This window comes from Pseudoalteromonas sp. OF7H-1 (assembly GCF_022347825.1).
Lineage (GTDB): Bacteria > Pseudomonadota > Gammaproteobacteria > Enterobacterales > Alteromonadaceae > Pseudoalteromonas > Pseudoalteromonas maricaloris.
Genome location: NZ_JAKRFX010000007.1, coordinates 24,597 through 45,405, shown reverse-complemented (window position 1 = coordinate 45,405; position 20,809 = coordinate 24,597). Strand labels below are relative to the sequence as shown.

General features: G+C 43.5%; 19 protein-coding genes. 15 read left to right on the top strand and 4 right to left on the bottom strand.

Annotated elements, in window-relative coordinates:
• The first annotated feature begins 87 nt into the window (after window positions 1–87).
• The 4 genes from rlmKL to MHN30_RS10320 are packed head-to-tail and all read left to right on the top strand — an operon-like array spanning window position 88 to window position 6,067.
• The gene (rlmKL, locus tag MHN30_RS10335) at window positions 88–2,199 is read left to right on the top strand and encodes a bifunctional 23S rRNA (guanine(2069)-N(7))-methyltransferase RlmK/23S rRNA (guanine(2445)-N(2))-methyltransferase RlmL (protein WP_130163978.1); all 2,112 of its coding nucleotides are present in this window, start codon (window positions 88–90) and stop codon (window positions 2,197–2,199) included.
• Window positions 2,192–2,422 carry a glutaredoxin family protein gene (locus MHN30_RS10330; protein WP_130163979.1) on the top strand — a complete coding sequence of 77 codons (231 nt, stop codon included), beginning with the start codon at window positions 2,192–2,194 and terminating at the stop codon, window positions 2,420–2,422. The genes rlmKL and MHN30_RS10330 overlap by 8 nt, the downstream gene beginning before the upstream one ends.
• Window position 2,423: 1 nt before the next feature.
• Window positions 2,424–4,340, top strand: coding sequence for an ABC transporter ATP-binding protein (locus tag MHN30_RS10325; protein ID WP_222243271.1), 1,917 nt, complete (start codon window positions 2,424–2,426; stop codon window positions 4,338–4,340).
• 8 nt (window positions 4,341–4,348) lie between these two features.
• Window positions 4,349–6,067 (top strand): DUF3466 family protein, encoded by a 1,719-nt coding sequence (locus MHN30_RS10320; RefSeq protein WP_130163981.1) that lies wholly within the window; start codon window positions 4,349–4,351, stop codon window positions 6,065–6,067.
• A 115-nt stretch (window positions 6,068–6,182) separates the two neighbouring features.
• Here the strand turns inward: MHN30_RS10320 and MHN30_RS10315 are convergent, their stop codons facing one another.
• Window positions 6,183–6,692, bottom strand: coding sequence for a DUF2062 domain-containing protein (locus MHN30_RS10315; RefSeq protein WP_010371507.1), 510 nt, complete (start codon window positions 6,690–6,692; stop codon window positions 6,183–6,185).
• Here MHN30_RS10315 and MHN30_RS10310 point away from each other — a divergent pair.
• The 7 genes from MHN30_RS10310 (at window position 6,672) to tcdA (ending at window position 14,091) form a co-directional block, all read left to right on the top strand.
• The gene (locus MHN30_RS10310; protein ID WP_343224341.1) at window positions 6,672–8,918 is read left to right on the top strand and encodes a DNA internalization-related competence protein ComEC/Rec2; all 2,247 of its coding nucleotides are present in this window, start codon (window positions 6,672–6,674) and stop codon (window positions 8,916–8,918) included. The genes MHN30_RS10315 and MHN30_RS10310 overlap by 21 nt on opposite strands.
• Before the next feature lie 62 nt (window positions 8,919–8,980).
• Window positions 8,981–10,720 carry a lipid A export permease/ATP-binding protein MsbA gene (gene msbA / locus MHN30_RS10305; protein ID WP_239359498.1) on the top strand — a complete coding sequence of 580 codons (1,740 nt, stop codon included), beginning with the start codon at window positions 8,981–8,983 and terminating at the stop codon, window positions 10,718–10,720.
• Window positions 10,721–11,704: a tetraacyldisaccharide 4'-kinase gene (gene lpxK / locus MHN30_RS10300; RefSeq protein WP_130163983.1), complete on the top strand. Its 984-nt coding sequence runs from the start codon at window positions 10,721–10,723 to the stop codon at window positions 11,702–11,704.
• Window positions 11,694–11,891 carry a Trm112 family protein gene (locus tag MHN30_RS10295; RefSeq protein WP_010371492.1) on the top strand — a complete coding sequence of 66 codons (198 nt, stop codon included), beginning with the start codon at window positions 11,694–11,696 and terminating at the stop codon, window positions 11,889–11,891. The genes lpxK and MHN30_RS10295 overlap by 11 nt, the downstream gene beginning before the upstream one ends.
• Window positions 11,879–12,640, top strand: coding sequence for a 3-deoxy-manno-octulosonate cytidylyltransferase (kdsB, locus tag MHN30_RS10290; protein ID WP_045989057.1), 762 nt, complete (start codon window positions 11,879–11,881; stop codon window positions 12,638–12,640). The genes MHN30_RS10295 and kdsB overlap by 13 nt, the downstream gene beginning before the upstream one ends.
• Window positions 12,627–13,292: a TIGR01621 family pseudouridine synthase gene (locus MHN30_RS10285; protein WP_130163984.1), complete on the top strand. Its 666-nt coding sequence runs from the start codon at window positions 12,627–12,629 to the stop codon at window positions 13,290–13,292. Before kdsB ends, MHN30_RS10285 begins: the two co-directional genes overlap by 14 nt.
• Window position 13,293: 1 nt before the next feature.
• Window positions 13,294–14,091 (top strand): tRNA cyclic N6-threonylcarbamoyladenosine(37) synthase TcdA, encoded by a 798-nt coding sequence (gene tcdA / locus MHN30_RS10280; protein WP_239359489.1) that lies wholly within the window; start codon window positions 13,294–13,296, stop codon window positions 14,089–14,091.
• 29 nt (window positions 14,092–14,120) lie between these two features.
• Here the strand turns inward: tcdA and MHN30_RS10275 are convergent, their stop codons facing one another.
• The 3 genes from MHN30_RS10275 to MHN30_RS10265 all read right to left on the bottom strand — a co-directional run bounded on the left by MHN30_RS10275 (window position 14,121) and on the right by MHN30_RS10265 (window position 17,133).
• On the bottom strand, window positions 14,121–14,528 hold the full coding sequence (locus MHN30_RS10275) for a SufE family protein (RefSeq protein WP_045989060.1): 408 nt from the start codon (window positions 14,526–14,528) through the stop codon (window positions 14,121–14,123).
• Between the two features lie 4 nt (window positions 14,529–14,532).
• Window positions 14,533–15,744 (bottom strand): cysteine desulfurase, encoded by a 1,212-nt coding sequence (locus tag MHN30_RS10270; protein ID WP_239359487.1) that lies wholly within the window; start codon window positions 15,742–15,744, stop codon window positions 14,533–14,535.
• A gap of 102 nt (window positions 15,745–15,846) precedes the next feature.
• Window positions 15,847–17,133, bottom strand: coding sequence for a citrate synthase (locus tag MHN30_RS10265; protein WP_010371472.1), 1,287 nt, complete (start codon window positions 17,131–17,133; stop codon window positions 15,847–15,849).
• Between the two features lie 416 nt (window positions 17,134–17,549).
• Between MHN30_RS10265 and sdhC the strand changes: the two genes are divergently transcribed.
• Genes sdhC through MHN30_RS10245 form a run of 4 tightly spaced genes read left to right on the top strand, consistent with a single transcriptional unit; the run spans window position 17,550 to window position 20,768 of the window.
• A complete protein-coding gene (gene sdhC / locus MHN30_RS10260; protein WP_125252744.1) occupies window positions 17,550–17,927 on the top strand; it encodes a succinate dehydrogenase, cytochrome b556 subunit in 378 nt (125 codons plus the stop codon).
• Window positions 17,918–18,265 carry a succinate dehydrogenase, hydrophobic membrane anchor protein gene (gene sdhD / locus MHN30_RS10255; protein WP_010371467.1) on the top strand — a complete coding sequence of 116 codons (348 nt, stop codon included), beginning with the start codon at window positions 17,918–17,920 and terminating at the stop codon, window positions 18,263–18,265. The genes sdhC and sdhD overlap by 10 nt, the downstream gene beginning before the upstream one ends.
• Window positions 18,266–20,038, top strand: coding sequence for a succinate dehydrogenase flavoprotein subunit (gene sdhA, locus MHN30_RS10250; protein ID WP_010371464.1), 1,773 nt, complete (start codon window positions 18,266–18,268; stop codon window positions 20,036–20,038). It abuts the gene before it with no gap.
• A 10-nt stretch (window positions 20,039–20,048) separates the two neighbouring features.
• The gene (locus tag MHN30_RS10245; RefSeq protein ID WP_239359485.1) at window positions 20,049–20,768 is read left to right on the top strand and encodes a succinate dehydrogenase iron-sulfur subunit; all 720 of its coding nucleotides are present in this window, start codon (window positions 20,049–20,051) and stop codon (window positions 20,766–20,768) included.
• Window positions 20,769–20,809: the final 41 nt, after the last annotated feature.

The window sequence follows — 20,809 nt, the reverse complement described above, 5'->3', positions numbered from 1 at the left end:
TTTATCCCCATACAACCAAGCTCAACTAATAACTAACGATAACTTGTGTGTTATACTGCGCCCAGTTGAAATTTAAGGGTATTCAAATTGCAATTTATCGCATTGACATCTATTGGTGTAGAGCAGTTACTGGTTGAAGAATTAACCGAGTTTGGTTTTGAAATAAACAAGCAAACCGTTGGTTCAGTTAAGTTCACAGGCGCTAATCTAGACGTACAAAAGTTCTGTATGATGACACGATTTGCAACGCGCGTGATGTTGCTTATCGATGACAAACCAGAAGTGAATGACAAAGATTCTCTCTACAAGTTTGTTCGTTTTCAGGCATGGCAAGATTGGTTTAGCCCAAAGCAGACCTTTGCAGTAGAGTTTAATGGTACGAATAATGCGCTTAAAAATACGCAATTCTCTGGTCTGGTGGTTAAGGATGGGATCGTTGACTACTTTAATGACCTGTTTGAACAACGTCCAGATGTTGACAAACAGACACCTGACATTCGCATCATAGCGAAATTATCTAAGCAAGGCTGTGCGCTATATATCGATTTCTCGGGACCTCGCTTATCTGATAGAGGTTATCGTGACAAACAAGGTAAAGCGCCAATTCGTGAACATTTAGCGGCAGCGCTGGTTAAACGTAGCGGCTGGCTTGAAGATACCAATAAGCCACTTTTTGACCCCTGCTGTGGTTCTGGCACGTTATTGATTGAAGCGGCATCTATGGCGCTTGGCTTACCTACTAACCTTAATAAAGATTTTGCCTTTAAACGCCTGCCGAGTTTTCGTGAAAGTAAGTTCACCGAGCTTAAAGCACAATTAAAGGTACAACCAGAACAAAAGAGCTTATGGCTGATCGGTAGCGATATCGATGAACGTGTGCTGTCAATTGCTGAGCGTAATGCTAAGCGCGCAGGCGTTGAGTCACATATTAAGTTTAAGTTTGAAGATGCCAATCAGCTTAGCCTTGCTGCTAAACGTCCCGGCACTGTGCTGAGTAACTTGCCTTATGGCGAACGTCTAGGCGGTATGGCTGAAATTATTACGCTATATCGCAATATGGGGATCGCCTTTAAAAAGCACTATAAAGACTGGAATTTGGCGTTACTTGCAAGTGAAGAAAGCCTATTAAAAGTGCTAAAACTAGCGCGTAAAAAGTCTTATAAATTCAAAAATGGCCCGCTCGACGTGCTGCTTAACTTGTATGAAATGAATGAAATGCAGGTACAGCAAAATAAACAGAGCAGTGGGCTTAATTTTGAAGGCTCGACTGCGTTTGGCAACCGCTTGAAGAAAAATCTACAAGGCTTAAAAACTTGGCTGAAAAAAGAAGACATTAATGCGTATCGTGTTTATGACGCGGATATCCCTGAATACAATGTTGCAGTTGATATTTATAACGATAACGCAGTCATCTTTGAATACAAAGCGCCAAAAGAAATTGACGATAGTGTTGCGCAAAAACGTTTGCAAGACGTGATCACACTTACCGCCGAGCAGCTTAATATCGACCCGCTAAACATCGCGGTAAAAGTAAGAAAGCGCCAAAAAGGTCAAGAACAATACAAAGCCCTGGACAAGCAAAACCGCACTGAGATAGTAGAAGAGTACGGTGCTAAGTTTAAGGTTAACCTATTTGATTATCTTGATACTGGTCTATTCCTTGACCACCGTTTAGCCCGCAAGTTTATTCAGCAACATTCGAAAGATAAACGCGTGTTGAATCTATTTGCATACACAGGTAGTGCTTCTGTGCACGCTGCCGTTGGCGGCGCTAAGTCTGTTACCACAGTAGATATGTCAAAGACCTATCTAAAATGGGCTGAAGAAAACTTTGAACTAAATGGTTTGAAGAACCCACGTTTCAGATTTGAGCAAGCGGATTGCTTAAAATGGCTTGAAAGAGCCGTTGGTCAATATGATCTCATTTTCTTAGACCCACCAACATTCTCTAACTCTAAACGTATGTCTGACGCATTTGACGTACAAAGAGATCATTTAAAACTATTTGGTTGGGTAAAGAAGATATTAGCACCGAACGGTGTACTACTGTTTTCTAACAACAAACGCGGATTTAAAATCGATGAAATGGGACTTGCGGCACTTGGCCTAACCGCTGAGGAATACTCATCGCAAACCTTGTCTTTGGATTTTAAACGTAACAAGCAAATTCACAACAGTTGGTTGATCCGTCATGATTAAATGTTCTTTATTCCACACCGATGGTTGTCATCTTTGTGAAGAAGCATTGGCGATGTTAATTCAATTTTTGCCTGAAGCCGAAATTGAACTCGTCGATATCGTCGATAGCGAAGAGACTATGACGGAATATCAATATAGAATTCCAGTGATTAAAAAAGGCGAGACAGGTCAGGAACTTGGCTGGCCTTTTACTCAACAACAACTACAAGAATTTATAGACTAATATGGATCTCATTCGAATTGCTAAAGCCCAACTGGCTTTTGGCTCACACCCTATACTTGACCAAGCTGATGCCGTTATTGAATCAGGCGAGCGCGTTTGTATTGTGGGCCGAAATGGAGCCGGTAAATCAACGTTACTGAAAGTGCTTGATGATCAAGTTCAACTTGATGATGGTGAAATCAACCGTGTTGGTGGATTAAAAGTTTCAAGGCTAGAACAAGACCCACCAAAGGGCGCAAATGGGTCGGTCTTTGATTATGTCGCGAACGGTTTACCTGATGTTGCTGAGCTGCTCATTGAATTTCATGAAGTCAGTGAAAAACTACAAACCAGCCAGTCAGATAAACTGATGACCTCGCTTGAGCGCCTGACTCAGCGATTGGAAAGCGAAGATGCGTGGCGTTTTGAGTCAAGGATCAAGCAAGTGCTTAGCCAGTTGCAATTAGATGCGAATATGCGCCTAGAAGAGCTCTCCGGTGGCTGGTTACGCAAAGTCGCGCTGGCCAAGGCGTTGGTGAGCGATCCAGACTTGCTGCTACTCGACGAGCCGACTAACCACCTTGATATGCAAAGTGTTATCTGGCTTGAGCAATTCCTGAAAGAGTTTAAGGGGGGGATCGTGTTTATTTCCCACGACCGTGCCTTTATTCGCGCAATGGCGACTCGAATTTTAGATTTAGACCGTGGCAAGTTGGTTTCATACCCTGGAGATTATGCGCAATATCTAGAACAAAAAGCTCATGATTTAAAAGTGGAAGAGCAACAGAATGCCTTGTTTGATAAAAAGCTTGCCGAAGAAGAAACCTGGATAAGGCAAGGGATCAAGGCCCGCCGAACCCGTAACGAAGGGCGTGTGCGAGCACTAAAAGCGCTTCGTGTTGAGCGTAAGCAACGCATCGAGCAACAAGGTAAGACAGACTTCAACATCGAGACGGCGGATCGTTCCGGTAAGCTGGTCTTTGAAGCGAAACATTTAGACAAAGCATTCCAAGAAAAATGCATTGTGAAGGACTTTTCAACGCTGGTGATGCGTGGCGACCGTATTGGCTTAGTCGGTCCTAATGGAGCAGGTAAAACTACGCTGTTAAAAATGCTTTTTGGTGATATTAAACCTGACGCAGGCAGCGTAAAACAAGGCGTGAATCTGGAAGTTGCGTACTTCGATCAATACCGTGAAAAATTGGATGAAGAAGCAACTGTGCAGGATAATGTCGCAGAAGGTAAGCAAGAAGTAATGATGGGCGGCCGCTCGCGTCATGTGCTTGGCTATCTGCAAGACTTTTTATTTCCGCCTGCGAGAGCTCGAACACCAGTAAAGGCGTTATCAGGCGGTGAAAAAAATCGCTTATTACTTGCAAAGCTTTTCCTTAAGCCTTCAAATATTATTGTGCTGGACGAGCCGACCAATGACTTGGATATTGAGACACTTGAGCTACTTGAAGAAATCTTAAACCAATACCAAGGTACGGTGCTGGTCGTCAGCCACGACCGAGAGTTTATCGATAATACCTGCGGCAGTGTGTGGGCGTTCGAAGGCGAGGGCTTGGTGACAGAAATTGTTGGCGGTTATAGTGATTTTGAACTGTACCAGCAAAGACGAGATCAGCAAAAGAAAGAGGCACAAAAGGTTCATCAAGAAAAACAGCAACAAGCCGAGACTAAAAAAGCAGCGGCACCAGCTCGTTCAAATAAGCTGAGTTACAAATTAAAACTTGAATTAGAGTCGCTGCCCAGTAAAGTAGAGGAACTTGAAGAGGCAGTGAACAAACAACAAGCTCTGGTCAGCGATCCAGACTTCTTTAAACAAGATCAAGAAACGACCCACAAGGCATTGAACCATTTGACTGAGCTAGAGTCGAAGCTGGAAGCCGCGTTTGAACGCTGGGAAGAACTAGAAGCATTACAGAATCAGCAGTAAGGATTAAAATGAAATTTAAACTTTTAGCCGCGAGTGTCGCCGTAGCCCTTTCACAACAAGCGGCCGCTGCCACCTATCAGTTAACTGAATTACCAAAATACGACAATAGTAAATATAGCTATGTGTCGGATGCAAATGAAGCTGGGGATGTGATTGGTCACGCTTCCAATTTATTTGGTGTAAAGATTGATGTGTCGTATATCAACTTTGATGATGCGACACTAAAGAGTTCTTACAATACAACCGAAAAGTTTTATCAGGATATCAATGAAGAAATCACCTTCACACTAGAAGATATTCAAAACAATGATGCAGCTAATACAAATGCTCAAGCTCATGCATTTATGCTGTCTTATGTTATGAATTCAAGTAGAGTAGCTAGTCAAGAGTATCAAAGAATTGAAAGAGCAATTTCTTTGACATATAACAACAATGCCGCAGAAGAGTTTGTGGTATTTGATGAACAATCTCCTGATTACGAAGGACTCACTCGCTCAGTCACTAACTATCTTACAAGCATTGCAGAAGACGGGACAATAGTGGGCTGGGGCTCTGCACCTTTTAAAAAGATAGCTTTTACTCCTGAGGGTGAAACAGAAGAAGAAACTTATTTTGTACGTGATTGGCGAAATAAAGGTATTTTGGTTACACCAGCTGGAGAGAAAATTAGGTTAGAGCCTGCCTTTACAGAATACGGCGGTCTTTCACTTGCGACTGATATCAAACAAACTGCTGATGGCGGCTATATTGTTGTGGGACAAAGTTCGACTTCGTTATCGCAAAGAACAATAGAAAATATAGAAGACAGTTGTGATGGTGTGGATGAACCAGTCGATGTGTGTATTCAAAGGTTGACCTCGCCATATCATACTCGAGCCTACAAGTGGACGTTTGATAACGACTTTAACTTAGTCAGTGCAACCGATCTTGGACTTGGTTTTACGCCAGATGAAGATGATGATCTAGCCTATTCAAGCATGGCTGTGGCAACCAATGGGGCAGGATTAACGGTTGGTTATTCTCGTGCACGTCGTCAAAGTAGCGATGCTCTACTGCCTTACGAACAAGCCGTTTACTTTACTAACAATGAAATTAAGCGTATTAAAGAGGTTGAGAGCTTTATCGAATACAGCCAAGCAGTTGATGTAAATGATAATGATATTATTGTTGGTGTGTTTGGACGTTTTACTGGTGGCTCAAGAGATTATGACTCAACAGGCTTTTATTTTGATACGAAAACCTCAGAATTTAAAGAAATGCCTGCATACTTCGAGGGCTCGGCGACAGCAATCACAGATATCAACAATAATGGCTTTGTTGTAGGTCAAGGTGTAATTGAAAAGGGTGGAACTCGCCGTGAGGCATTTCTATATGAAATTGGTGCAGAAAAACTAGTTAATATAAACTCATTTCTTCCTTGTAAGAGCGATTCTTTCCCTTACACCATCACAGAAGCTGTAAAAATCACCGATGACAACAGGATTTACGCTATCGCGAGAAAGACAGGTGAAAGACGCAATACGTTAGGTGAAATTGAGAAGGATAGCAAAGGCGAGATAGAGTATGAATCGGTAAGCTTACCTGTTCTACTTACACCAATTTCTGGTGAACCGGAAAGCTGTACACCACCTGAAGCAGAGACGTATGAGCGTCAATCTGCAAGTTGGTCTTGGCTTAGTTTACTTGCGTTACCACTAGTGGCGCTGAGAAGACGTCGTAAAGCCTAAAGTACAATTTAGACGTTAAAAAAGCCCAGAAGGGCTTTTTTTGTGTTTGAAAAGAAATATTAGCAAATTCAATTCGATATTTAATTCAACCGGTAAAATCTTAACTATACTGGTATTAGCCTTGGCCGCGGCTCTGCCACGCTTTATTCACTGAGCGTCGCCATAGGTAATCGATACCGAAAAAGCCGATAATAGCGGCAAGTGTTGCGCAGATCAAAGAGCCGACGATAAATGCAGGCCCAATCGTTGTTAGGCTTTGTGCAAGCCATTCCCAACTCGCCTCAAAATGGAATGGCTGTTGTTCTTGGCCAAGGGCAAATACACCGACTAAGTATGAGCAATAAAATATCGGCGGCATCGTGAGTGGATTGGTGATCCACACGAGAGCAATAGACAAAGGCAAGTTGACGCGAAATGGAATCGCAAGTGCTGCTGCCAATACCATTTGAAAAGGAACAGGGATGAATGCGAAAAATAGCCCCACCGAGAATGCGCCACGTGCTGAGCGCCGGTTTAAATGCCAGAGGTTGGCATCATGCAGTAACTTACCAAAGATTTTTAATGATTTCTGTTGTTTGATTTTATTATGATCAGGTAAAAAGCGTTGAATCGTTTTTTTCGCCATTTGCAGCTGCCATCTACTTGGATTCTGATATGTTTTGGAATAATTCTGGGTTGCTTCAGTGCGGTATTTCTTCTCGACAATTGGCGATTAGCCGCAATAAGCATATTCCTCTACTTCATGGGCCGCTATTCTAAGCTTTTTTGTCCTATATTGGCAGGATTTATTTTAGGGATTTCCATTGTTCTTAGTCATTACTTTGTTTTTTATCAGCTAAAAATACCAGAAATTTGGCAATCGCAGCTTGTTACTGCTTCGGGTAAAGTTATTGAGGTTGATAATTCTGTGATTGGTGAAGCGTTAAAGGTACAGCTAGAGCAAGTCGAAGGCTACCAGTTTGCGCGTTGGCGTACTGTAAATGCAAAGCTTTATCGTGATTCATCAACGCCTATGTTGCGTGTCGGTGACCACATTGAATTTACGGCAAAACTTAAACGTTATCGTAGCCGAGTTAATATCGGACTTTTTAACGCTGAATTGCACGCGTTTAGAAAGCATATGTATTTCAAGGGCAGTATCAAAACAATCAATTTGCTAGTGAAGGACACTACGTGGCGAGATAATTACCGCTTATTCATAGATAAAAAGCTCAACGGGCTCAGCTATGCTTGGCTGTATTATATTTTATTAACTGGCGATACAAGCAAAGTCGACTTCGAAAACAAAACACAATTTAGAAGTCTTGGTTTGAGCCATTTGTTAGCGATTTCAGGGCTTCATATCGGAATGGTATTTGCCATCGCGTTTTTGCTGATAAAAGTCGTGCTGCATTGTACGCCGGTAATAATCTCCCAAGCAGCCAACTTGCATCAGTGGTGTTTAGTTTTTGCGTTACTCTTGTGTTTTGGGTACGTCATTCTCTGCGGCTACAGTGTATCGGCGACTCGAGCTGTGATCATGGCAATGGTATGGGTTGCATGTTACCTCTTTGCCGTGCGCCTTAAAGCACTTCAGGTGTTAACGGCTGCGTTGACAATCGTCTTAGTGGTAGACCCGTTTTCACTACTCAATCCAGGTTTATATTATTCCTTTTTTGCTGTAGCTATTATCGTAACGTTAGTGACAAAAGTTGGCCGAGGTTTAGGTGCGAAACTGCTTGCGTTAATTAAGTTGCAGCTTGCGTTATTTATCTGTCTTTTGCCACTCAACCTGTATTTCTTTTCTGGTGCGAGCATCATTTCATTGGTTGCGAATACTATAGTGATCCCGTTGATTTCTGTTGTGGTATTTCCGCTACTACTGCTTCATGTTACTGCGTTGCACGCTATTGGTTGGCAACTTCCACTTCATCTAGTTGATAGTGGGTTAGTGGTTCTGTTTGAGCTGTTGCAAAGCGCTCCACTAACTTGGGTAGATATACCCAGCGTTTCGTACATGTTTCTCATAACCAGCTACTTAAGTGCTTCGCTGCTGTTTTTATTCAGAAATTATTTTGGTTTATTACCGATAGTAATTTTCCTCGTTCAGTATTTGTTTCGAGCCTCTCCGCTATGGCAAGTCGATGTTTTTGACGTCGGTCACGGAACCGCTGTGTTAGTTTCTCGTAATAACAAAGGGCTGCTCTATGATGTGGGGGCTAAGTATTTTGGCTATTTTTCGATGTTTGAGTTTGTGATCAAACCCTATCTTTTGAATAATCGAATTACGCTACAAGATACCATCATTAGTCATAACGATGGTGACCATAATGGTGGCGTTGACGATCTCATTGCCTTTGATGGCGGGAAATCGTTACAGCGTTTTCACCCCGCAAGTGCTGCTGATAGCTGTGTGCTTGGAACACATCAATTTCAAGGGCTAGACATATCCGTGATCTGGCCTCAAGAAATGTCGAACAATGACAACAATAACTCTTGTGTAGTTAGTATCTCTGATGGGCAGTTTACGCTTTTATTACCAGGAGATATCGAGAAAGTCACTGAAACTAAGTTACTTAACCTCGAAAAAGAAGCACTCAAAGCCGATATATTACTGGTTCCACACCATGGTAGTGGCAGCTCTTCGAGCGAGCAGTTTATTCAAGCGGTTGACCCAGATATTGCGATATTTTCTCGTGCCTTTTATTCGCCTTGGAAAATTCCCAATGAGAAAGTGATTGAAAGATACCAAAGAGTAGGGAGCACGCTATTGGATACCGCCTTAGATGGCCATATAAAGATCTCAATTTTTGCTCAAGAAATTACAGTTGAACGAGCTCGGGAAGTGGAAAATTACTGGTTTCTCAGATAATCCATTCAGTTTTAACGATTTGAAAGTTACAATAATGCCATATAGAAAAGTAGAGGCTGGCAATGCAACCAACCGACAAGCAGATTTACGCTAGATTATTTAGCTATGTAAAAGACTTTAAACTCGCTGCCATATTTTCAGTAATTGGCATGATAGGGTACGCTGCGATGGACGCTTCGTTCGTTGCGCTAATGGATCCGTTTATCGATGAGGGCCTCACTGCAGGCAATCGCGATGTACTAAAACTGGCTCCCTTTGTTGTCATCGCGTTAGTTATTGGACGCGGTATCTTTAACTATATGGCATCGTATTGCTTGTCTTATGTTGGGTCTCAGGTTGTGCGTGCGTTGCGACAGCAACTATTTGAACATATGTTGTATCTACCAGTGTCGTTTCATGATCAACATTCTAATGGTGAATTGATATCAAAAATCACTTTTGATACAGAGCAGGTACAGCAAGCCGTCACTAAGGCGCTTCAAGTGCTGATCCGTGAAGGTGCATTTGTATTTTTCCTACTTATTACGATGTTTTATGCAAGCTGGCAGCTATCGCTTATTTTCTTAGTTGTGGTCCCAATTGTGGCAGTGATAGTCACTGTGGTGTCTAAGCGTTTTAAGAAAATCTCCAAGAATATTCAAGATGCGATGGGAGAAGTGACGAAAAGTTCTGAGCAAATGATGGCGGGTCATAAAGTCATCCATGGTTTTGGTGGCCAAGAAAAAACCATCTCTCACTTTGCTAAAGTTAATAATCATAACCGTCAGCAGCGCGTAAAAATGGATGCGACTAAAGCGCTGAGCGTGTCTATCATCCAAATCATAGCGGCGAGCGCAATGGCAGTGATACTCGCGATTGTCGCGATGCCTTCCATGGTAGATAAAATTTCATCGGGCACCTTTGTCACTTTGATCACCTCTATGATGATGATGCTGCGTCCTTTAAAACAACTTGCCAATGTAAATAGTGACCTGCAACGCGGGATCTCTGCGGCGAAAAGTGTGTTTGCGGTGATTGATCTTGAAAAAGAAAAGGACACTGGCACTCAGTCCTTATCTCGTGCTCAAGGTAACCTACAAGTCAAAGACTTAACCTTTACTTATCCATCTAAAAGCGATCCGGTGATTGAGTCATTAAACCTTGAAATCAAAGCAGGGCAGAGTATTGCGTTGGTTGGTAGAAGTGGCTCAGGAAAATCAACGATTTCTAATCTATTACCGCGTTACTATGATATTGAAGCGGGCAGTATTGAGTTAGACGGCACGAACATAAATGATTACCAGCTTGCTGATCTACGCGCGCAGTTTTCCATCGTGTCGCAGCAAGTGGTGTTGTTTAATGACACCATTGCAAACAATATTATGTACTCGTTAAAGCAACCCTTATCGCAAGAAGCCTTAGAAAAAGTCGTAAAACAAGCCCACGTCTGGGAATTTGTTAAAGATCTTCCTGAGGGCCTAAATACCCTTGTTGGTGAAAATGGCGTAATGCTTTCTGGCGGACAACGACAACGTATCGCCATCGCGCGTGCTATTGTAAAAGATGCACCTATCCTTATTTTAGATGAAGCCACATCAGCGTTGGACACAGAATCTGAGCGTTTGATCCAACAAGCGTTGGAAGAGCTGATGGCTGATAAAACAACCATAGTAATTGCCCATCGGTTATCGACAATCGAGCGTTGTGACTGCATCTATGTGCTAGATAAAGGCAAGATCATCGAACAAGGCAAGCATGCTGAATTGGTCGCGCAGGAAGGGGTTTATCATGCACTTTGCAAAATGCAGTTTGGTGAGCACTAAATGGCATCAAAAATAGAGCAAAGTTGGTATAAAAAACCGGGACTACTAACACTATTATTGCTTCCGCTAAGCCTGTTATTTGGACTTATTAGCTCGGTGAGAAAGGGGCTTTATCAACTCGGTTTTCGCCCCGCGTACCGCTCGCCTGTTCCGGTTATTATTGTCGGTAACATCAGTGTGGGCGGTAATGGCAAAACGCCATTTGTGCTTTGGTTAGTCCCTTTTCTTGAAAAGCTTGGTTTTAAGGTTGGTGTGATCAGTCGAGGCTACGGTGCAAAACCTAGCTCAACCCCGTTTTTGGTCACTGCAGCGACTTCAACGGAAGAGGGCGGTGATGAACCTTGTTTACTCGCCAAACGACTGAAATGCCCAGTGATGATTGGTGCTGATAGACAAGCCAGTATTGAAAAATTATTAGGTAATAGCGATGTAAACATCATCGTCAGCGACGACGGACTACAGCACTATAAATTGGCACGAGATATTGAGTTCTGTATTGTTGATGCTGAGCGACGCTTTGGGAATGGCTTGTGGATGCCAGCAGGGCCGCTTAGGGAATTACCTAAGCGTATCCAGAGTGTCGATCTTGCCGTATATAATGGTGGATGCGAGAGTTATTCTTACACATTAGAGGCGGTTGGTTTTTTTCGTGTGACAGATGATAGTCCAGCATCCAACATAGAAATGGTCGGTGCTTCAGTCTGTGCTATCGGCAATCCGGCGCGATTTGAAAATACGCTACGAGATAGAGGGATTGTTCTGAGTGAAAGTCTACATTTTGCGGACCATCATCCATACCACGCGTCCGACTTCTCGCAAATTGAAAACGGCGCTATTTTTATGACAGAGAAAGATGCGGTAAAGTGTCGCACATTTGCAAAAGATAATTGGTATTACCTCAAAGTAGATGCCAAACCTACATCAGCGCTTGAAAAAGCGGTATTAAATTTACTTAAAAAGAAAGAGATTTATCATGGCCTTTGATACCAAATTACTAGAAATAATTGCCTGCCCAGTATGTAAAGGCAAATTAAGATATGACAAAGAAAACAAAGAGCTGATCAGCACAGCAGCCAAGCTTGCGTATCCAATTAAAGATGATATTCCTGTGTTATTGGAAAACGAAGCGCGCGAGCTGAGCAGTGATGAGGTTGAGCAGTGGAATTCGTAGTCGTCATTCCTGCGCGTTATGCTTCAAGCCGGCTGCCTGGTAAACCGCTTGCTGATATCGGCGGCAAACCAATGATCCAGCGTGTTTACGAACAGGCTATTCAATCTGGCGCTGCAGCGGTTTATATTGCTACCGATCACAGTGCGGTATTTGAGGCAGCGCAACACTTCACTGATAATGTGCTCATGACGCGTGAAGATCATCAATCTGGTACTGAGCGACTCGCCGAAGTTGTTGAACAACTGGGGCTGAACGAACAAACCTTGGTGGTCAACGTACAAGGTGATGAGCCACTGCTAGAGCCTGATAACATCGCACAAGTGGCAGCACTACTGCATCATTCTGATGCACCGATGGCGACTTTGTGCGTTGATGTGGAAGATGTAGAAGAGGTGTTGAATCCGAATGCCGTAAAAGTGGTGTCTGATATTCAAGACAACGCACTGTATTTCTCTCGCTCGTCTATTCCGTTTCAGCGTGACAGTATGTTAACGCTCGACAAAAATAGCATTCCAGTGAGCCATTTTAAACGTCATGTTGGCATATATGCCTATCGTGCGGGCTTTATTCAAACCTATTTATCGCTAAGTGTTTCACCGCTAGAGGTGCAAGAGTCGCTTGAGCAGCTACGCGTGCTGTATCATGGATACAAAATTAAGGTCGCTAAAGCGGCTAAGCCGGTGCATGCTGGAGTGGATACTCCCGAAGATTTGGCACGGGTTCAAGAGATACTGAATGGAAAAGTTTAAGCTCATTGCGGACGAGGTAGACTATGTGGTTGCATACAAACCACAAGGTATGAGCTTCCATAGTGAGGACGGTGCAGGTTTTGTTGCCTTACTGACGGATCAACTAGGCTATCCCTTATTTCCAGTTCACCGCCTCGATAAAGTCACATCGGGACTCATCCTTTTAGCGAAGTCTAGCGAGGCTGCAAAGCAGCTGACTAGCTTGTTTTCCGCTCGGAAAATAGACAAATTTTACCTGGCGTTAGTTAGTGCTAAACCGAAGAAAAAGCAAGGCTGGATAAAAGGTGATATGGCTAAGTCGCGTAGAGGCACCTATAAACTGGTTAAAACTAAGCTAAATCCTGCGGTGACTCGATTTTATTCATGCTCTGTTGCGACCAACCTACGCGCATGTATCGTTAAACCGTTTAGCGGTAAAACACACCAAATTCGGGTGGCACTAAAAAGCATCGGTGCGCCAATTTTAGGTGATTTAGCCTATAGTGGAGAGCCTGCAGATAGAACGTATCTTCACGCATTTTGCCTTGAATTTGAGTGGCAAGGTAACCATCAACACTATCAAGCGGCGCCTGAAGATGATGGTGCATTTGGCCATTTATTGGCACATGAAATCTTTGCAAGTTGGCAAAATCCAAGTCAATTAGAGTGGTAACATGACTGATTCGAATAGAGAACTAAGATTTGGCGGCATTGGTCGGTTATACGGTAACGCCGAGTTAGAAGCATTAAGTAAAGCACACTTTTGTGTCATTGGTATTGGTGGCGTTGGCAGTTGGGCTGTAGAAGCGCTAGTGAGAACGGGTATAGGTAAAATAACGCTTATCGATATGGACGATATTTGTGTAACCAACATTAACCGTCAGTTACATGCTCATGGCGAAAGTATCGGGATGCAAAAGATTGAGGCAATGCGAGATCGCTGTCTTGCGATTAACCCTGATTGTGAAGTTACCCTGATCGATGATTTTCTGATGTTAGATAACATTAGAAACTACATTCAAGGCTTTGATTATGTTATCGACTGTATCGACGCGGTTAAAGAGAAAGCGGCGCTAATCGCGCATTGTAAGCGCAATAAAATACCGGTGATCACTACAGGTGGTGCAGGCGGTCAAACCGATCCGAGCCAGATCCAGTATGGGGATGTGGCAAAGACGACCCATGATCCGCTGCTGGCAAAAGTACGTTATATTCTCAGAAAACAATATAACTTTAGCGATAATCCAAAACGTAAATTTGGCGTCGATTGTGTGTACTCTACAGAGCAGCTCGTTTACCCAAGTACCGATGGCACTGTGTGCAAAGCAAAGCAACAAGCTGAAGGTGGGAAAAATATGGACTGCGCGACCGGGTTTGGCTCTGCTACTATGGTAACTGGGAGCTTTGGTTTTTTTGCGGCGTCCAAAGCAATACGTAAGTACCTAGATAAACAAAGCAAAAGCAGCGAATAAGTGTGCTCGTTTGAGCACCTTATATCACGTTATTTTAATATCTCTGCCTTCACTTGGATCTGTTCAACAATCGCACGTATACCATTACCTCTAGATGGGCTTAGGTGAGCAATTAATCCAAGCGACTCAAACAGTTCATAAGCATTAAACTGGCTTGCTTGCTCTGGCGTTTTACCTGCGTACGCTGCAATGATGATTGCAAGTAATCCTTTGACAATACGCGTATCTGAGTCGGCAATAAGTACGAGTTGTTGCGCGCTTTCATCTAAGTCCAGATAGAGCCAAACTTTACTATCACAGCCTGACACTAACGCTGATTCGACTTTCAGGGCATCAGGAAGCTCAGGAAGTTGTTTACCTAGCAGCATAATTTCACGATACTTGGCTTGCCAGCCATGACTTTCAGATAATTTTTTTGTGATATGTTCGATATTCATAAGTCTAATCTAGTAATTCGATTGTGGCATTTAATGCGTTAATAAAATGCTCAATATCGTCTTGGTTATTATAAAAAGCCAAACTTGCACGTACTGTTCCATTAACCTTGAGCATTTTCATTAGCGGCTGAGTACAATGGTGTCCGCTTCTGACTGCTACGCCGTATGTATTGAGTAGTGTGGCAAGATCGTAGTGGTGCTCGCTTTTATAGTTAAAACTGACGACGCCAACATTGTTTTGTGTATCGCCATAAACCGTGATGCCTTCAATCTGTCTTAGCTTTGCTAAAAGGGAGTGGTAGAGCGCTTGCTCATAACGTTGAAGTGCACTGGGATCAATCTCGTTTATATAATCTATCGCTGCGGCAAATCCGATAACGCCAGAAATATTGGGCGTGCCGGGCTCAAACTTGCCAGGTGCCTCTCTATAGCTGGAACGCTCGAAGCTCACTTCTTTTATCATTTCGCCGCCGGTTTTGTATACGGGGAGCGCATTTAGTTGCTGGTATTTACCATAAAGTCCGCCGACACCTGTTGGTCCAAGCGCTTTATGAGCTGAAAAAACATAAAAGTCGCAATCCAGCGCCTTCAGATCAGGTCTCAAATGCAGTAAAGACTGTGCGCCGTCGATAACCGTGATGGTACCTAGGGCCTTGCAAACCGAAATGAGCGACTCAATTGGATGAATATTCCCAAGTGCGTTTGAAACATGGCCCATTGCTAACACATCAGGTTTATGCTGCTTTAACATCGCAATTGCGCCTTGCTCATCGAGGACGCCGTCTAACATAGGTAACACCAGTAAAGTTGCACCGGTACGTTGACAAGCTTCTTGCCAAGGCACTATGTTAGCGTGATGTTCAAAGGGACTGATGGCAATGACGCTGTCTGAATCGAAGCGTGCACTCAGGCCATGAGCCAACAGGTTTAGTGATTCAGTTGCGCCGCTGGTCCATACGATTTCTCGTGTTTCTACATTTAAAAAATTGGCAATTGTTTCTCGGGCACTTTCGTAGCGAACAGTGGCGTTTTCACTAAGTGTGTGTAAACCTCTATGTACGTTTGAATTCTCATCTTGATAAAAAGTTTTTATGACATCAATGACTTTGTTCGGTTTTTGCGCAGTTGCAGCAGAGTCAAGATAGCAAAGCGGCTGTCCATCAAGTTGTTTGTTCAAAATTGGAAAGTCGTTGCGCAGAGATTGGATGTCAGTCATAACGTACCTGAGTTAATTGAGCAGCGCGATTCTAACGAATACGCGGCGATATTAAAACAAAAAAGGCCGCATTAAGCGGCCTTTTCAAACACCATAACGAGATTATCTGTCGTTTTGTGTTTTGTAGTCGCGAGACGTGTAGCCTTTGTAAAGCTGACGTGGACGACCAATTTTGTGTCCTGGCTGAGAAAGCATTTCGTTCCAGTGTGAAATCCAACCCACAGTACGAGACATCGCGAAGATAACCGTAAACATGCTTGTTGGAATACCGATTGCTTTAAGAATGATACCAGAATAGAAGTCTACATTCGGGTATAGCTTCTTCTCGATGAAGTAAGGGTCTTCTAGGGCAATCTGTTCAAGTTTCATTGCTACGTCAAGCAGCGGATCTTGAATGTTTAGCTCTTTAAGCACTTCGTGACACGTTTGACGCATTACCGTCGCACGTGGGTCAAAGTTTTTATAAACGCGGTGACCAAAGCCCATTAGACGGAACGGATCGTTCTTGTCTTTTGCTTTTGCAACGTACTCGTCAATACGATCAACAGAGCCGATTTCTTCAAGCATAGTTAAACATGCTTCGTTTGCACCACCGTGTGCAGGACCCCAAAGTGATGCAATACCTGCCGCGATACACGCGTAAGGGTTTGCACCTGAAGAGCCTGCAAGACGAACTGTTGAAGTTGATGCGTTTTGCTCATGATCTGCGTGAAGCATGAAAATACGATCCATTGCTTTAGCAAGCACTGGGCTGACGTTATAGTCTTCAGCTGGTACAGAGAACATCATGTGAAGGAAGTTTTCTGCGTAGCTCAAGTCGTTACGTGGGTATACGAACGGTTGGCCAACGTTATACTTGTACGCCATTGCAGCAATCGTTGGTAGCTTAGCTACTAATTTGATTGCACAACGCATGCGCTGATCTTCATCAGAAATATCCAAATCTGAGTGATAGAACGAAGATAACGCACCAACTACACCACATAGCATTGCCATCGGGTGTGCATCGACACGGAAACCTTGGAAAAATGCAGCGATTTTCTCGTGCATCATTGTGTTGCGAGTGATCTCATCTGAGAACTCAGCTAGTTGCTCTTCGCTTGGTAATTCACCATTTAATAGTAGGTAGCAAAGTTCAATATAGTTAGAATTTTCAGCAAGTTGCTCAATTGGATAACCGCGGTGAAGCAGTACACCTTTGGCACCGTCAATGTAAGTGATAGACGAGTCACAAGAGGCAGTCGACATAAATCCTGGGTCATACGTAAATAGGCCGTGAGCACCTAAAGAACGAACGTCAACTACGTCTTGTCCAGCTGTACCTTCGTAAATTGGTAACTCAATCGGATCGTGACCATCAATATGGACTGTGGCTTTTTTATCTGCCATCTATTTGTCTCCTATTTAATAACAATATTCTGATTGTTATGTTGTGATACTAATGTTAAGCAAATTCAGATCATTCTAACTTATAACCTAGGTTAAAAGTCAATTTTTCTGTGATTTATGCATAAATGTATAATAAATATTCTACGACGATTAAATATTAGACCATTCGCTAATTCGCAAGCGTCTCTATCTAAACAAGAATTGTAAAAGGGCGCATAGCCTTATATACTGTCAACGGTTTTATACCGTATCGTCTGTGGGTAAACCTATTTTTACATCAATTTTTACACTCGAGTGAACTTTTTGGTGTCCTAATTGGTTTATCTAGAGTGTGCCACCTACATTTGCAATATGTAGGTGGGTTTCATAAAAACAAGTAGATGAGCTCCTTTGTGGGCAAAGATGGGCAAGTAACTGTGAAAAAGCAAAGACCTGTAAATCTAGATCTTACGACTATATCTATGCCGCCAACGGCTAAAGCGTCGATTCTTCACCGTGTCACCGGTGTCGCTTTCTTCTTCGCTTTGACCTTTGTGATTTGGGCTTGGTCTGAATCCCTTTCTTCTCCTGAAGGCTTCGAGTTTGTAAAAGAACTGATGTCTGGCTTTATCGCGAAATTCATCGCGTGGGGCACCCTAACTGTATTGTCTTACCACATCATCGGTGGTATCCGTCACATGATCCAGGATATGGGACATTGGGAAGAATTAGAATCAGGCAACAATAGCGCGAAGATTGCACTAGCACTTTGGGTTATCGTAGCAATTTTGGCTGGAGTATGGATATGGTCTTAAATCAAGCGACTCTAAAGCGTGATGGCGTACAAGACTACGTGTCACTACGTACAACTGCGTTAATTATCCTAGCTTACGCGGTATTCATCGTAGGCTATCTTCTAATTACTCCTGAACTGACTTATGAAGCTTGGTCAGGGTTGTTCTCAAACTTAGCTGTGAAAGCAGCAACGATGATCACACTAGTATGCATCATGGTACATACACGCATCGGTTTGTGGCAGGTTCTAACTGACTACGTTAAGAACTCAACAACTCGCACTATTCTTGGCTTTGTATTAAACCTTATGGCTTTAGCTTACGTAGCTATTGGTCTGTTTGTTCTGTGGGGTGTTTAAGTGAAATATAACGTACGTGAATTTGACGCAGTTGTAGTCGGTGCAGGCGGTGCGGGTATGCGCGCGGCACTTGCTATCTCGGAATCAGGCAAAACTTGTGCTCTTATTTCAAAAGTTTTCCCAACTCGTTCTCATACAGTATCAGCACAGGGTGGTATCACCGTTGCGCTAGGTAACTCTCACGAGGACAACTGGGAATGGCACATGTACGATACGGTTAAAGGTTCTGATTACATCGGTGACCAAGACGCTATCGAGTACATGTGTAAAACAGGTCCAGAAGCTATCACTGAACTTGAGAACATGGGTCTACCTTTCTCTCGTTTTGAGAACGGTCGCGTATATCAGCGTCCTTTCGGTGGTCAGTCGAAAAACTTTGGTGGCGAGCAAGCTGCACGTACAGCAGCCGCAGCGGACCGTACTGGCCATGCGTTGCTACACTGCCTATATCAGCAAAACGTTAAAAACAAAACAAACGTTTTCTCTGAGTGGTATGCACTAGACCTAGTAAAAAATGACAATGGCGATGTAGTGGGTGTCACCGCAATCGATATCGAGTCAGGTGAAATCACTTATTTCAAATCAAAAGCAGTTGTTCTTGCAACTGGTGGTGCGGGTCGTATTTTCGCATCAACAACGAACGCGCACATCAATACGGGTGACGGCGTTGGTATGGCGGTTCGTGCTGGCATTTCAATGCAAGACATGGAAATGTGGCAGTTCCACCCGACAGGTATCGCAGGTGCGGGTGTACTAGTAACAGAAGGTTGTCGTGGTGAAGGTGGTTACCTTCTAAATAAAGATGGCGAGCGCTTCATGGAGCGTTATGCGCCAAACGCGAAAGACCTAGCGTCACGTGACGTTGTTGCACGTTCAATGATGACTGAGATCCGTGAAGGTCGTGGTTGTGATGGTCCTTGGGGTCCGCACATCAAGCTGAAGCTTGACCACTTAGGTGCTGAGACACTTAACTTACGTCTTCCTGGCGTTTGTGATCTAGCGAAGACATTCGCACACGTAGATCCAGCAGAAGAGCCAATTCCAGTAATCCCAACTTGTCACTACATGATGGGTGGTGTACCAACTAACGTTAACGGTCAAGTGCTAAACGTAGACGGTCAAGGTAATGAAAAGATCGTTGAAGGTCTATTCGCAGTAGGTGAGATTGCGTGTGTATCTGTACACGGTGCAAACCGTCTAGGTGGTAACTCACTGCTTGACCTTGTCGTATTCGGTCGTGCGGCGGGTAACTTCCTTGGTACTTACTTGAAAGATGCTGAAATCGCTAAAGAAGCAAGCAACGATAACGTAGACGCAGCACTTGCGCGTACTAACCGTTGGGAAACTTCTGCGAAAGGTCAGGGTGAAGATCCTGTACAAATCAAGAAAGATCTACAACGTTGTATGCAGCTTAACTTCTCGGTATTCCGTGAAGGTGATGCAATGGCTGAAGGTCTTAAAGAACTTAAAGAAATTCGTGAGCGTCTACAGTACGCACGTCTTGACGATAAGTCTGCTGAATTCAACACGCAACGTATTGAGTGTCTAGAGTTAGATAACTTGATGGAAACAGCGTACTCGACAGCGGTTGCTGCGAACTTCCGTACGGAAAGCCGTGGTGCACACTCTCGCTTCGACTACCCAGAGCGTGATGATGAAAACTGGTTGTGTCACTCGATTTACAACCCAGAGTCTGAGTCTATGAGTAAGCGTGAAGTTAACTACGCGCCTAAGACTCGTGAAGCATTCCCACCGAAAGCACGTACATACTAGGAGCTAAGCGATGGCAACTTTAGAATTATCTGTTTATCGTTATAATCCTGATGAAGATGCGGCGCCACGCATGCAAGACTATTCTCTAGAAGTAGAGGAAGGTCGTGACATGATGGTGTTAGATGCTCTTATGCAGTTAAAAGAGCAAGACCCATCTTTATCTTTCCGTCGTTCATGCCGTGAAGGGGTATGTGGTTCTGACGGTATTAATATGAATGGTAAAAACGGCCTTGCATGTATTACTCCAATTTCTGCTTTGCAGAACGGTGGTAAAGGCAAGATCGTCATTCGTCCATTACCAGGTCTTCCGGTGATCCGTGACTTAGTAATCGACATGAGCCAGTTCTATACGCAATACGAGAAGGTTAAGCCATTCTTGATCAACAACAAGCCAACTGGTGGTGAAGAACGTCTTCAGTCAATTGAAGAACGTGAAAAGCTAGATGGCCTGTACGAATGCATTCTTTGTGCATGTTGTTCAACGTCTTGTCCTTCTTTCTGGTGGAACCCAGACAAGTTCATCGGTCCTGCGGGTCTTCTACATGCTTATCGTTTCTTGGCTGATAGCCGTGATACAGCGACAGAAGAACGTCTTGCTGGTCTTGATGATGCGTTCAGCGTATTCCGCTGTCACAGTATTATGAACTGTGTTAGCGTATGTCCAAAAGGCCTTAATCCAACTAAGGCAATTGGACAAATTAAATCAATGTTGTTAAACCGTTCGGTATAACACATACTACTAGCTAAGATGGCAAGCAAAAGCTTGCCATC

Bases quoted from the DNA above. Each gene is read 5' to 3' on its own strand.
- MHN30_RS10320 (WP_130163981.1), top strand. From the start codon at position 4,349: ATGAAATTTAAACTTTTAGCCGCGAGTGTCGCCGTAGCCCTTTCACAA.
- MHN30_RS10315 (WP_010371507.1), bottom strand. From the start codon at position 6,692: ATGGCGAAAAAAACGATTCAACGCTTTTTACCTGATCATAATAAAATC.
- MHN30_RS10325 (WP_222243271.1), top strand. From the start codon at position 2,424: ATGGATCTCATTCGAATTGCTAAAGCCCAACTGGCTTTTGGCTCACAC.
- MHN30_RS10330 (WP_130163979.1), top strand. From the start codon at position 2,192: ATGATTAAATGTTCTTTATTCCACACCGATGGTTGTCATCTTTGTGAA.
- MHN30_RS10295 (WP_010371492.1), top strand. From the start codon at position 11,694: ATGGCCTTTGATACCAAATTACTAGAAATAATTGCCTGCCCAGTATGT.
- MHN30_RS10285 (WP_130163984.1), top strand. From the start codon at position 12,627: ATGGAAAAGTTTAAGCTCATTGCGGACGAGGTAGACTATGTGGTTGCA.
- MHN30_RS10245 (WP_239359485.1), top strand. From the start codon at position 20,049: ATGGCAACTTTAGAATTATCTGTTTATCGTTATAATCCTGATGAAGAT.
- msbA (WP_239359498.1), top strand. From the start codon at position 8,981: ATGCAACCAACCGACAAGCAGATTTACGCTAGATTATTTAGCTATGTA.
- lpxK (WP_130163983.1), top strand. From the start codon at position 10,721: ATGGCATCAAAAATAGAGCAAAGTTGGTATAAAAAACCGGGACTACTA.
- MHN30_RS10270 (WP_239359487.1), bottom strand. From the start codon at position 15,744: ATGACTGACATCCAATCTCTGCGCAACGACTTTCCAATTTTGAACAAA.
- MHN30_RS10275 (WP_045989060.1), bottom strand. From the start codon at position 14,528: ATGAATATCGAACATATCACAAAAAAATTATCTGAAAGTCATGGCTGG.
- sdhD (WP_010371467.1), top strand. From the start codon at position 17,918: ATGGTCTTAAATCAAGCGACTCTAAAGCGTGATGGCGTACAAGACTAC.
- MHN30_RS10265 (WP_010371472.1), bottom strand. From the start codon at position 17,133: ATGGCAGATAAAAAAGCCACAGTCCATATTGATGGTCACGATCCGATT.
- tcdA (WP_239359489.1), top strand. From the start codon at position 13,294: ATGACTGATTCGAATAGAGAACTAAGATTTGGCGGCATTGGTCGGTTA.